Raw genomic sequence first — 12,412 nt, 5'->3', positions numbered from 1 at the left:
GCAGGATATGAACGACTTGATCGCGCCCGCGCCCGCACTCACGCCCGATACCGTCTCCTTCGGCTACGAAGACATCCCCGCCACCGAGAAGACCGCCCGCGTCGGCGGCGTCTTCTCGAACGTCGCAGGGAAATACGATTTGATGAACGATGCGATGTCGGGCGGCATGCACCGGCTGTGGAAAGACCGCTTCGTCCGCCGCGTTAAACCGCGCGAAGGCGAGCAGATCCTCGACATGGCCGGCGGCACGGGCGACATCGCGTTCCGCATGGAGCCGTCGGGCGCGTCGATCACGGTCGCCGACATCAACCCGCAGATGCTCGAAGTCGGCATGCAGCGCGCGCACAAGCGCGGCATCGACGGCCTCGTCTGGACCGAAGCCAACGCGGAGACGCTGACCTTCCCGGACAAGTTCTTTGACGCCTACACGATCGCGTTCGGCATCCGGAACGTGACCGACATCCCCAAGGCCCTGCGCGAAGCCCACCGCGTCCTGCGCCGTGGCGGACGCTTCTACTGCCTCGAATTCTCGACCACCGTGTGGCCCGGGTTCGCCGAGGTATATGACGCGTACTCGCACAAGATGGTCCCGAAGCTCGGCCAGCTTCTGGCGCAGGACGCCGACAGCTACCGCTACCTGATCGAATCGATCCGCCGCTTCCCGGACATGCCCAAGTTCAAGGGCATGATCGCGGATGCCGGCTTCGTGCAGACGAAGGTCGAGCCTCTTCTGGGTGGGCTCGTTGCGATCCACAGCGGCTGGAAGATTTGATCCAACTGTGACGGCTTCAACCACGCACGTCTGGCGCCTCCTGAAATGGGGTCGCATTCTCGCACGCCACGGCGCGCTGCGCGGGATCGAGCGCGACCCGAACACGCCCGCGCCTGTCCGCCGCCTCGCACGGATCGCGCGGTTCGGCGCGCGCGTCCCCGCCGTGCCGCGCTATGCGGATGCATTCCAGGCAATCGGGCCTGCGGCGATCAAGCTGGGGCAGACGCTCGCCACGCGGCCGGATCTCGTCGGCGAGGACGCCGCACATGACCTGCTCAGGCTCCAGGACCAGCTCTCCCCCGTCCCCTACGAGACGATCGAGGCGGCGATGCTGGCGAGCTTCGGCAAACCGCTGGAGACGCTGTTCTCGCGGATCGAGCCGATCCCGGTCGGCGCCGCTTCGATCGCCCAGGTCCACCGCGCGGTCACCACCGACGGCCGCCAGGTCGCGGTGAAAGTCCTCCGCCCCGGCGTCGAGGACGATTTCGCGCGTGCGATCGACACCTACAGCTGGGCCGCCGCACAACTCGAGGCGCTCAGCCCCGAGGCGATGCGCCTCCGCCCCCGCCTCACGATCGAGACGTTCAAGCGCTGGACGCTCAGGGAACTGAATTTCCGCCGCGAGGCAGCGTCGGCGTCGGAACTCGCGGAGGGCATGACCGCCGAGCCCGATTTCGTCATCCCCGCGATCGACTGGGCGCGCTCGACCGCGAAGGTCATGACGATCGAGTGGATCGACGGCATCAAGCTGTCGGACCGCCCCGCGCTGGTCGCCGCCGGCTACGACCTCCCCACGCTCGCCCAGACCCTAGTCCGCGCGTTTCTGCGCCAGGCGATCGCCGACGGGTTCTTTCACGCCGACATGCACCAGGGCAACCTGTTCGCGCTGCCCGGCAACCGCATCGCCGCGATCGACTTCGGCATCATGGGCCGGATAGACCGCCGCGCGCGCGTCTGGCTCGCCGAGATCCTCTACGGCCTGATCACCGGCAATTATAAGCGCGTCGCCGAGATCCACTTCGAGGCGGGCTACGTCCCCGCGCACCACGACGTCGCCGAGTTCGCTACCGCCTTGCGGGCGGTCGGCGAGCCGATGCGGGGGCTGCCGGTCAAGGACATGTCGATCGGCATGATGCTCGACAGCCTGTTCTCAATCACGCGCGATTTCGACATGGTGACGCAGCCTCATCTGCTGCTGCTCCAGAAGACGATGGTGATGGTCGAGGGCGTCGCGACCAGCCTCAACCCCGACATCAACTTGTGGGAAGCCGCCGAGCCGTTCGTCCGCGACTGGATCCGCGGCGAGCTAGGGCCCGAGGCGATGATCGCCGACCGCCTGATCGAGGATTTCCGCACCCTCACGCGACTCCCAGAACTGGTCCGCAGGATCGAGGCGCATTACCCCGCCCCCGGTGGGGCTCCGCCGACGATGCCGTTGCGCGAGATCGAAGTGATTCGGATCGGTGGGGGGTGGCGTTACGGCCTGGTCGCGGTGCTCGCGGCCGCCGCCGGGGTCGTGACGACGCTGCTGTTTGGTTGAGGGCATGAAAACGCGTCGCGGCGCTCCGTTATGGACGACCCGCGCGACCCGGTTCGCGGGCATGCCGTCGGCGCAGGCTCGGATCGGCCTCGTGCTGTTCCTGGTATTCCTGGCGGCCTGCCTCAGCGCGATCGTCTCGCCCGGCCCGCGACCGAGCGTCGACGCGGACGCCTCGGCCTCCATTGCATACGATGCCCCGCCACCCGGACGGACCGACCTGCTGCTCTACGATACGATCGTCGCCGGGGTGCGTGGCGGCTCGCCCTATTACGCCGTCGCCGCCGAAACGCAGCGCATGGGACATTATCCGCTGAAGCCGTTCTTCGCGGTTCGGCTGCCAACCTTGGCGGTCGTTCAAGCAGCGTTGCCCTCGATACTGGTGAACCTGTTGCTGTTGGCGTTGTGCGTCGGAACGATCCTCGCCTGGGTCGCGCGACTTCGTCCGGAAATGACTGGCCTAGTGCCGCTCGGTGTGGCTGGCTTGCTGGTCGTTGCCGGACTTTCGGTGAACCTCGATCCCAGCTTCGTGGTGTTCCACGAGGTTTGGGCGGGGCCGCTTATCGCGCTGTCGCTGGCGCTTCGCCGCCCCGGCCAGTGGCTGCCCGCAGTTGCGTTCGGGCTATCGGCGATGCTGATCCGCGAGACGGCATTGCTGTACGTCGCGATCATGGCGGTGTTCGCGTGGGTCGAGGGCGAGCGGCGCGAGACGCTGGGGTGGCTCGGGGCGATCGGGGTCTTCGCCGTGGTGCTTGCCGCCCATGCGCACGCGGTGTCGCTGGTCAGCAGTCCGCTCGACCGCGTGTCGCAGGGGTGGAGCGGGCTCGAGGGGTTCGGGTTCTACGTCAGGCTTGCGACGATCTCGTCGGGCCTCGACATCCTGCCGCAGTGGCTCGCCTCGCTCGTTCTTGGCACCGCGCTGTTCGGCTGGCTCGCGTGGCGCGATGCGGTCGCGACGCGCGCGCTGGTCGTGTTCGCCGCCTATGCCGCGCTGATCTCGCTGTTCGCACGGAGCGACAATTTCTACTGGGCGCTGATGACCACGCCGGTGCTGCTGGTCGGCCTGGTGTTCGCGGTCGACGGCCTGCGCGACATGATCGCTGCCGCCAGCGATACGCGGCGCATTACGGTTACGCGCGTTATCCGCTAGAGCTGCGAGCATGAAACGCATCCTCCTGATCGTCGGTGGCGGGATCGCCGCCTACAAGGCCGCCGAACTGATCCGCCTACTGAAGACGCGCGGGTACGCGGTGCGGTGCGTGATGACCGAGGCCGCGCATCATTTCGTGACGCCGATGACGCTCGCAGCGCTCAGCGAGGACAAGGTCTATACGACGCTCTGGGACCTCAAGGACGAGGCCGAGATGGGCCATATCCAGCTTAGTCGCGAAGCCGACCTGATCGTCGTCGCGCCCGCCACCGCGGACCTGATGGCGCGGATGACGGCAGGTCTCGCGAACGATCTCGCGACGACGCTGCTGCTGGCGACCGATAAGCCGGTCCTGGTAGCACCCGCGATGAACGTTCGCATGTGGGGCCATGCGGCAACCATCCGCAACGTCGCGCAGCTCCGTACCGATGGCGTGACGGTGATGACGCCGGACGAGGGGATCATGGCGTGCGGTGAATATGGTCCCGGCCGCCTGCCTGAACCGCCGGCGATCGTCGCCGCGATCGAAGCAATGCTCGTCCCTGCCCCGCCGAAGCGGCTGGCAGGACGTCACATCCTCGTCACCGCCGGCCCGACGCACGAGCCGATCGATCCGGTGCGTTACATCGCCAACCGCTCGTCGGGCAAACAGGGCTTCGCGATCGCCGCGGCACTGGCACGGCTCGGCGCGCGCGTGACGCTGGTCGCTGGCCCCGTGACGCTGCCGACCCCGCACGGCGTCGACCGGATCGACGTCGAGACGGCGCGGGAGATGGCCGACGCAGTCGACCGCGCGCTGCCGGCCGACGCCGCCGTCATGGTCGCCGCGGTGGCGGACTGGCACGTCGAGTCCGTCCCGCAAAAGATCAAGAAAGGCGATGCAACGCCGACGCTGACGCTAGCGGAGAACCCCGATATTCTGGCGACCCTGGCGCGCAGCCCGCACCGGCCTCACCTGCTGGTCGGCTTCGCGGCCGAGACCGAGCGGGTCATCGAGCATGCCACCGCCAAGCGTATTCGCAAGACCACGGACTGGATCGTCGCCAACGACGTCTCGGGCGACGTGATGGGCGGCGCGGACAACAGCGTCCACCTTGTCACCGAAGCCGGCGTCGAGCGCTGGGAGCGCCTGCCCAAGGACGCGGTCGCCGCACGACTGGCGGACCGCATCGCCGATGCGCTACAAGCCGTGTCATGATCCGTATCGAACTGAAGCGCCTGCCGCACGGCGAGGGCCTGCCGTTGCCTGCCTACGCGACCGAGGGTGCCGCCGGGATGGACGTCGTCTCCGCCGAAGCACTCACGCTCGCCCCCGGCGCGCGCGCCGCCGTCGCGACCGGCTTTGCGATCGCCATTCCCGCTGGCCATGAGGTCCAGGTCCGACCGCGCTCCGGCCTCGCGCTCAAGCACGGCGTCACCTGCCTCAACACGCCGGGCACGATCGACAGCGACTATCGCGGCGAAGTGAAGGTGATCCTCGCCAACCTCGGCCAGGAACCGTTCGCGATCGCGCGTGGCGACCGGATCGCGCAACTCGTCCCCGCAGTCGTGCTCCGCGCGACGCTCGACGAAGTCGCGACGCTCGACGACACCTCGCGCGGCGCAGGCGGCTTCGGATCGACCGGCCGATGATCGCCGCTCTTCTCCTCCTGCTCCAGACCGCTGCGCCGCCACCCCCGGTTCCCACCGCGCCGACGCCGCCGGTGGCCAGCACGCTGCCGCCACAGGACTGGAGCACGCTTCCGGTACTCCGCATCCGGGGGCAGGCTACCACGCTCGCCAACACCTCAGCCTATGTCCACGGCGAGGTCGTCGCCGGTCGCTGCGCCCACGTCGTACGCACAACGCAGGGTTGGGCGCTGACCGTCGATCTCGCCGTGCTGATCACCCCCGACGGTCGGGTCCGCCGGGTGACGCCCCGCGCGATCGACTGCCCGACGGTCGAGCAATACGCAGCCGGGGTAATTCTGGGCGCGCGCGATTCGATCGATGTCGCCGATGCGGACGCCGACACTTGGTACCGTACCAGCCTGACGTTCGCCTGGGGCGCATGATCCTCTCCGACGACGAACTCACCCGGTATGCGCGGCATATCGTCCTCAAGGAATTCGGCGGCACGGGACAGGCGCGGTTGAAGGCGGCTACCGTCGCGATCGTCGGCGCCGGTGGAATCGGCTCGCCCGCGATCCAGTATCTCGGTGCAGCCGGCGTCGGTCGGATGATCCTGATCGACGACGACAGCGTCGAACCGTCCAATCTTCAGCGCCAGACAATCTTCACGACCGCGGATACCGGTATCGCCAAGGTCGACGCAGCGGCAGCCGCCGTAAACCGGATCAATCCGCACGTTTTGGTCGATACGTACCGCCAACGCATCGATGCCGACAACGTCGCCGCGCTGCTAGCCGGAGCGGACGTGGTGCTCGATGGCTGCGACAATTTCACGACGCGCTTTCGGGTCGCGGATGCCGCGCATGCCATGAAAGTTCCGCTCGTGTCGGCTGCGGTCGGGCAGTTCGAGGGACAGCTCGCAACCTATCGCGGCTGGGAAGCGGACAAGCCGTGCTACCGCTGCTTCGTCGGCGAAGACCCCGAGCGCGCAGAGACCAGTTGCGCGGAGGACGGCGTCCTCGGCCCTGTCACCGGCGTGATCGGCAGCTTGGCTGCACTCGAGGTACTCCGGGCGATCGCGCCGTTCGGCGACGACCCTGCCGGCAAATTGCTGCTGATCGACCTGCTCGAGCTACGTTTTCGTACGATTCGCCTGCCCAAGGATCCGGGGTGTACGGCGTGCGGCAAAAGCGGGGCTTCGCGGTGAGTTAGTAGCAGTTCTGCTTTTCGACGCTGACCAAATTGGAAAAATAACAACTAAAGGTTTGTGCCCGGCGAACAGTAGTTCTTTTGCATTGCGGCATTTCGCGGTATCGCTTTGCGCAGGGGGGACTGCGCGTGCGTCCGACAAGTTCATGAATGTAGAGGGCGGCGTTCTGAGCCGTGCTGTGGCGCCGTCGCGCGGCAAGAAGCCTGCCCGGACTTGGCGCCCGAGCGCGTCCTCGCTACGCGTTCGCCTGATCCTCGGCATGCTGACGGTAGATACCGGCTGCATTATTGCGAGTTATCTGGCGGCGGCTGGTCTGCGCGGGGTATTCGCGAACGACACGGCCTGGATCGTAATCCTGGCGATGTTGATCCCGGTCTTCGTTATTACGACGCTAAATAACGACAGCTATGCAGCCGCAAATCTTCGCGACCCCTTCCGCTCGATAGCTCGAGGATTGCAGGCCTATGCGCTCGCGATCTCCGCAGTCATCTTCATCGCGTTCTGTCTGAAGGCCAGCGATACCTTCCCGCGTCTTGTCGTCGCGATGGGTTCGGCATTTGCCATTGTTTCCTTGGCATTAGGACGGTTCCTGTTCGTCCGGCACATGCCTGCGATCATCGGCGGGAATCCGTTCAGCATCGTCCTGCTGTACGATTCCGGTCAGCCGATTCCGCGCGGGGACTTCTCGGTCGTTATCGCCGCGGACTCCTATTTCGATCCCGATCATCATGATCCCGTGATGTATGACCGCCTCGCGCAATCGCTGTCGGGCGCCGACCGAGTGATCGTCGCGTGCAGCCCGGAGCGTCGGATCGCCTGGGCGCAGGCTTTGAAGGGCGCGAACATCCAGAGCGAGATCTTCATGCCGGAACTGAACGTGCTGGCGCCGCTCGGCATCAGCGCGCACGGCGACACGCCGACCGTAATCATCGCCAATGGTCCGTTAGTCCTGTTCGACCGCTTCGTAAAACGCAGCTTCGACGTGATACTCGCTAGCTGCGCGCTGGTGACGCTGATGCCGATCTGGATCCTGATCGCGCTGTCGGTGAAGGTCGATTCGCGCGGGCCGATCTTCTTCAGCCAGATCCGGATCGGTCGCAGCAACCAGATGTTCCGCCTGATGAAGTTCCGCAGCATGCGCGTCGACCACAGCGACGGCGCAGGTGCGCGCTCGACGTCGCGCGACGACGATCGGATCACGCGCGTCGGCAAGATCATCCGCAGTACCAGCATCGACGAACTACCGCAGTTGCTGAACGTCCTGAAGGGCGACATGAGCATCGTCGGCCCGCGCCCGCACGCACTCGGCTCGCGCGCGGCGGACAAATTATTCTGGGAAGTCGACCAGCGATACTGGCATCGCCATGCCGCCAAGCCCGGCCTGACCGGCCTTGCACAGGTTCGCGGCTATCGCGGTGCGACGTTGTACGAGGACGATCTGCGCAACCGGCTCCAGGCGGATCTCGAGTATCTCGAGCATTGGTCGATCTGGCGCGACATCAAGATCATCCTCCTGACCTTCCGCGTCCTGCTACACCGGAACGCCTTCTGACGTTCCGGTGAGCGGGCTGATCGTTCAGCCTGCCAGCAGACCCTTGGCGAACTCACGAACCACCGGTCCGATGTCGTCGCGGGCCAGTGCGATCGCCAGGTTGGCCTGGATGTAGCCAGCCTTGTCGCCGCAGTCATATCGCTGGCCATCGAAGGTGAAGCCGTGGAACGGCTGGTTTCCAATCAACTGCGCCATCGCGTCGGTCAGCTGGATCTCGTCGCCCGCGCCCTTTTCCTGCGTCTCCAGGATCCGCATCACCTCGGGCTGCAGGATGTAACGCCCCGGGATCATCAGGTTCGACGGTGCGGTGCCCCGCTTGGGTTTTTCGACGAGCGCGGTCACTTCGGTCAGCCGACCATCGATCGCCCCCGGCGAAATGATGCCGTATTTGTCGGTTTCCGAATCGGGCACTTCGAGCGCGCCGATCACATTGCCGCCGACCTGGTTATACGCCTCGACCATTTGTTTCATGAAGCCGGGCTTGCCGACCATCAACTCGTCGGGGAGCAGGACCGCGAACGGCTCGTCGCCGACGATCTCGCGCGCACACCAGACCGCATGGCCCAAGCCGAGCGGCTCCTGTTGGCGGACATAGACCGGCGAACCGGGCTTCATCCGGATATTGCTGATCGCGTCCAGCGACTTGCCGCGCGACCGCATCGTATCCTCGAGCTCGTACGAGATGTCGAAATGATCCTCGAGCGCGCCCTTGCCGCGCCCGGTCACGAAGATGATCTGCTCGATCCCGGCCTCGAGTGCTTCCTCGACCGCATATTGAATCAGCGGCTTGTCGACGACGGTGAGCATTTCCTTCGGCATGGCCTTGGTGGCCGGAAGGAAGCGCGTACCCAGTCCTGCGACCGGAAACACGGCCTTGCGCAGCGGCTTTATGGTCATTCGATGCTCCCTTTGATCTCGCGGGACCGTCTACCGATCGTTACGCCTGCGCGCAAATTGTCGCATTGAATTAGCGCGTCGTTAAAGACGTTGATCTAGGGACTGCATCATGCCCAAAGTTCTCGTCATCTTCGGCACGCGTCCCGAAGCGATCAAACTCTTCCCGGTGATCCGGGCGCTGGCTGCGATCCCCGGCCTGACCGTCCGCACCTGCGTCACCGCGCAGCACCGCGGACTGCTCGATCAGGTCCTCGCGATCGCCGATCTCGCGCCGGATATCGATCTCGACCTGATGGAGCCGGGGCAGACGCTCGATCGCCTCACCGCGCGGCTGCTGGTCGGGCTCGGCGACGTGATGGATGCGGAGCAGCCCGACCTCGTCATCGTGCAGGGCGATACCGCCACCGCGATGACGGGGGCGCTTGCCGCCTATTACCGCAAGGTCCCGGTCGCGCATGTCGAGGCGGGGCTGCGGTCGGGCGACATCTACCATCCTTGGCCCGAAGAGGTGAACCGCCGCATCGTCGCGCCGATCGCCATGCTGCATTTCGCGCCGACCGACACCGCCGCGGAGGCACTGCGGCGCGAGACGATCGCCGAGGACACGATCCACGTCACCGGCAACACCGTGATCGACGCTCTGCACTGGACCGCGGACCGCGTCGCGTCGGACCCGTCGCTGGCGGCCGGGCTCAACGCTATCGCCGCGCGCTTTGCCGGCAAGCGGATCATCCTCGTCACGACGCATCGGCGCGAGAATTTCGGCGACGGCATGACCGCGATCGCGCGGGCGATCGGCCGGATCGCGGAGCGCGACGACGTCGCGGTGCTGTTCCCGGTCCACCCCAACCCGAACGTCGTATCGGTGATGGACGACATCCTCGGTACCCGCGCCAACGTCGCGCGGATCGAGCCGCTCGATTACCCGCACTTCGTCCGCGCGCTCGGCATGGCGGACATCGTCCTGACCGACTCAGGCGGCGTGCAGGAGGAGGCACCCGCGCTCGGCAAGCCGGTCCTGGTGATGCGGGAGACCACCGAGCGTCCGGAAGGCGTCGCGGCCGGCACCGCCAAGCTGATCGGCACTGACGAGGACCGCATCGTTTCCGAAATCTTCACCCTGCTCGACGACACGTCGCGCTACTCCGCGATGGCCCGCGCCCATAACCCGTTCGGGGATGGCCATGCCGCCGCCAAAATCGCAAAGGTCGTTGCGCATGCTGTCGGACTCTAACCTCAATGTCGTCGTCCTCGGGCTCGGCTATATCGGCCTTCCCACCGCGGCGATCATCGCCCGGACGGGGGCGCAGGTGCTTGGCGTCGACGTGACCGAATCGGTCGTGGAGACGGTCAATTCTGGCCGCGTGCACATCGAGGAGGTCGATTTGGACGGCCTCGTCTCGGGAGTGGTCGCGCGCGGCACGTTGCGCGCCTCGACCGCGATCGAGCCCGCTGACGTTTTCGTGATCGCGGTACCAACCCCGTTCGACGCCGATCACGCACCCAATATCCGCTATGTCCTCGACGCCGCGACGACGATCGCGAGCGTGCTGAAGGCGGGCGATACGATCATCCTCGAATCGACCTCGCCGGTGGGCACCACCGAGAAGGTTCGCGACCTGCTGGCAAGCCTGCGCCCCGACCTGCGCGTACCGGGGAAGACCGGCGACCAGGCGGATATCGCGATCGCCTATTGCCCGGAGCGCGTGCTGCCGGGCCGCATCTTGGTCGAGTTGATCGACAACGACCGAGTCATTGGCGGGATCACGCCGCGGTGTGCGCGTAAGGCCCTCACTTTCTACCGTCGCTTCGTCCGCGGCGCCTGCGTGACCACGACCGCGCGCGCGGCGGAGATGACGAAGCTCACCGAGAACGCGTTTCGCGACGTGAACATCGCGTTCGCCAACGAACTGTCGCTGATCGCCGACACGATGGGCGTTGACGTATGGGAAGTGATCCGCCTCGCCAACCGTCACCCGCGCGTCAACATCCTGCAGCCCGGCCCCGGCGTCGGCGGGCATTGCATCGCGGTCGATCCGTGGTTCCTGGTCCACGCCGCCCCGGATCAGACTCCGCTGATCCGGACCGCGCGCGAGGTCAACGACGGCAAGACCGACCACGTCATCGCGCAGGTCGCCGCTCTCGTCGAGGCGTCACCCGACGCTACGGTCGCGTGCCTGGGTCTGGCGTTCAAGGCGAACATCGACGACTTCCGCGAGAGCCCTGCCCTCAAGGTCGCCGAAGCCGTGGCGCGCCAGTTCGGCGACCGGGTGCGGATCGTCGAGCCTTATGCGCAGACGCTGCCGGCCGTGCTGGCGGACACCGGCGCGACGCTGATCGACGTCGATACCGCGATCGAGACGTGTTCGATCATGATCGTGCTGGTCGACCACGACGTGTTCAAATCGATCCCGCTCGAGGAGCGCGCCGACAAAGCGGTGCTCGACACGCGCGGTATCTGGCCGGACCAGCCACGCGCGTCGCTGCCCGCGGTCAGCGCAACGGCACGTTTCGAGTCGCAACGACTGGCGGGATGATCGGTCGCGTCGAGGTCGCCGCGATGTCGCGCGCGGCGGCTTCCAGCGCTTCGGCGCGCGCCTTGGAAGAGGCGTGCGTGCGGCTGCGGAACAGCCCGCCGTCGATTGCGCCGCCCTTGCTTCGCCAGAATTTAGGGGCCGACATCGGATCGTAACCGGCGTTCGCGAGCAGATAAATGCCGAGCAGATCCGCCTGATCCTCGGTCTCGCGGATCAGGCGGCCGTTGCGACCGAGTTCCGCCAGCAGGCCGCGATTGATCTTCGCCGCATCGAGCCGCGCACGATGACGCAGGATGTTGTGCGAGAGCTCGTGCGCGACGACGACGGCGATCTCCTCGTCGGTATAGCCTTCGAAGAACCGCTCACCGAGTTGCACGATCGCCCCGTCCGCGCTGGCATCGAGGCCACTGCCCAGCAGGATCTCGAATCGCGACCGGCATCCGGTCACCGGCGTGATCGTGATCGGCACGCGCTTGCCGTCGCGCAGCACCGTCAGTCGCAACGGCTTTCCGACCGGCGCCTCGGTGATGACCGCTTCCGCAGCATCGCGCACTGCCGCGCTTTCCGGCGTATCGGCGGACGGCAGGCCGGGTTGCGGGCGATCGTCGATCGCGACGATCGAATCGTTGGGACGAACTCCCGCGCGGTCAGCTGGACCGCCAGCGACGACCGCCTCGACACCGATCGTTGATTCGAACCCGAAGGTGGCCGCTGCAGCCTTGCGCGCGCCGGGGCCATATTGCGTCAGCGCATGGATCGGCATGCCGATCTGCGGCTGGAGGCGGTCGCACAATGCGGCGTTCGCGGTGGTCAGCCGATACGCGATCGTCGCCAGCCGGAGATCGGCGGCGCGCAACGTGTCGAAGAACGCAGCCGTTGGTGCCGCATCCGCCACGGGCATCGGTGCGGCAGGCAAAGCCGTGGGCGTGGCGGCCGTGAGCATCAGGAACGGCGCGAGGCGGGAAATCATCGACATGGCGTTCCCATAGCCGTCGTGCGCCCCTGCGTCATGCTGCACGACCGCAAGCCCCGCGCGCCCTGTCGCCGCAATGCGTCACACCCCGTCGCGGCGATGCGTTGCGACGCCCGCCGGAACATCCTATGCGATCGCACGCGCCCGCGCGTTCGAGTGACGCGTTCGATCAG

Annotated in this window: 12 protein-coding genes; 10 read left to right on the top strand and 2 right to left on the bottom strand. The window is 66.5% G+C overall.

Annotated elements, in window-relative coordinates:
- Positions 1 to 7 precede the first annotated feature (7 nt).
- The 8 genes from AC59GX_RS04700 (at position 8) to AC59GX_RS04665 (ending at position 7,832) form a co-directional block, all read left to right on the top strand.
- Positions 8 to 772, top strand: coding sequence for a class I SAM-dependent methyltransferase (locus AC59GX_RS04700; protein WP_426280908.1), 765 nt, complete (start codon positions 8 to 10; stop codon positions 770 to 772).
- A gap of 7 nt (positions 773 to 779) precedes the next feature.
- Complete coding sequence (gene ubiB / locus AC59GX_RS04695) at positions 780 to 2,312, top strand: 2-polyprenylphenol 6-hydroxylase (protein ID WP_497301110.1); 1,533 nt, start codon at positions 780 to 782, stop codon at positions 2,310 to 2,312.
- 4 nt (positions 2,313 to 2,316) lie between these two features.
- On the top strand, positions 2,317 to 3,459 hold the full coding sequence (locus tag AC59GX_RS04690) for a glycosyltransferase family protein (protein ID WP_426280911.1): 1,143 nt from the start codon (positions 2,317 to 2,319) through the stop codon (positions 3,457 to 3,459).
- A 10-nt stretch (positions 3,460 to 3,469) separates the two neighbouring features.
- Positions 3,470 to 4,657 (top strand): bifunctional phosphopantothenoylcysteine decarboxylase/phosphopantothenate--cysteine ligase CoaBC, encoded by a 1,188-nt coding sequence (coaBC, locus tag AC59GX_RS04685; protein ID WP_426280912.1) that lies wholly within the window; start codon positions 3,470 to 3,472, stop codon positions 4,655 to 4,657.
- A complete protein-coding gene (dut, locus tag AC59GX_RS04680) occupies positions 4,654 to 5,091 on the top strand; it encodes a dUTP diphosphatase (RefSeq protein ID WP_426280914.1) in 438 nt (145 codons plus the stop codon). Before coaBC ends, dut begins: the two co-directional genes overlap by 4 nt.
- Positions 5,088 to 5,513, top strand: a complete 426-nt coding sequence (locus tag AC59GX_RS04675) for a hypothetical protein (protein WP_426280915.1) — start codon at positions 5,088 to 5,090, stop codon at positions 5,511 to 5,513. Before dut ends, AC59GX_RS04675 begins: the two co-directional genes overlap by 4 nt.
- Positions 5,510 to 6,277: a HesA/MoeB/ThiF family protein gene (locus AC59GX_RS04670; protein ID WP_426280916.1), complete on the top strand. Its 768-nt coding sequence runs from the start codon at positions 5,510 to 5,512 to the stop codon at positions 6,275 to 6,277. The genes AC59GX_RS04675 and AC59GX_RS04670 overlap by 4 nt, the downstream gene beginning before the upstream one ends.
- Positions 6,278 to 6,425: 148 nt before the next feature.
- Positions 6,426 to 7,832 (top strand): exopolysaccharide biosynthesis polyprenyl glycosylphosphotransferase, encoded by a 1,407-nt coding sequence (locus AC59GX_RS04665; protein WP_426280917.1) that lies wholly within the window; start codon positions 6,426 to 6,428, stop codon positions 7,830 to 7,832.
- A 24-nt stretch (positions 7,833 to 7,856) separates the two neighbouring features.
- Here AC59GX_RS04665 and galU read toward each other — a convergent pair whose 3' ends face one another.
- Complete coding sequence (gene galU / locus AC59GX_RS04660) at positions 7,857 to 8,729, bottom strand: UTP--glucose-1-phosphate uridylyltransferase GalU (protein WP_426280919.1); 873 nt, start codon at positions 8,727 to 8,729, stop codon at positions 7,857 to 7,859.
- 109 nt (positions 8,730 to 8,838) lie between these two features.
- Between galU and wecB the strand changes: the two genes are divergently transcribed.
- Both wecB and wecC read left to right on the top strand, forming a co-directional pair.
- The gene (gene wecB / locus AC59GX_RS04655; RefSeq protein ID WP_426280920.1) at positions 8,839 to 9,963 is read left to right on the top strand and encodes a non-hydrolyzing UDP-N-acetylglucosamine 2-epimerase; all 1,125 of its coding nucleotides are present in this window, start codon (positions 8,839 to 8,841) and stop codon (positions 9,961 to 9,963) included.
- Positions 9,947 to 11,266, top strand: coding sequence for a UDP-N-acetyl-D-mannosamine dehydrogenase (gene wecC / locus AC59GX_RS04650; RefSeq protein WP_426280921.1), 1,320 nt, complete (start codon positions 9,947 to 9,949; stop codon positions 11,264 to 11,266). The genes wecB and wecC overlap by 17 nt, the downstream gene beginning before the upstream one ends.
- Here the strand turns inward: wecC and AC59GX_RS04645 are convergent.
- Positions 11,223 to 12,242 carry a M48 family metallopeptidase gene (locus AC59GX_RS04645; RefSeq protein WP_426280922.1) on the bottom strand — a complete coding sequence of 340 codons (1,020 nt, stop codon included), beginning with the start codon at positions 12,240 to 12,242 and terminating at the stop codon, positions 11,223 to 11,225. The genes wecC and AC59GX_RS04645 overlap by 44 nt on opposite strands.
- Positions 12,243 to 12,412: the final 170 nt, after the last annotated feature.

This window comes from Sphingomonas sp. 320_CC, from assembly GCF_059691795.1.
Note: the sequence above shows the minus strand (reverse complement) of the source record. Positions and strands in the feature narration are given on the sequence as shown.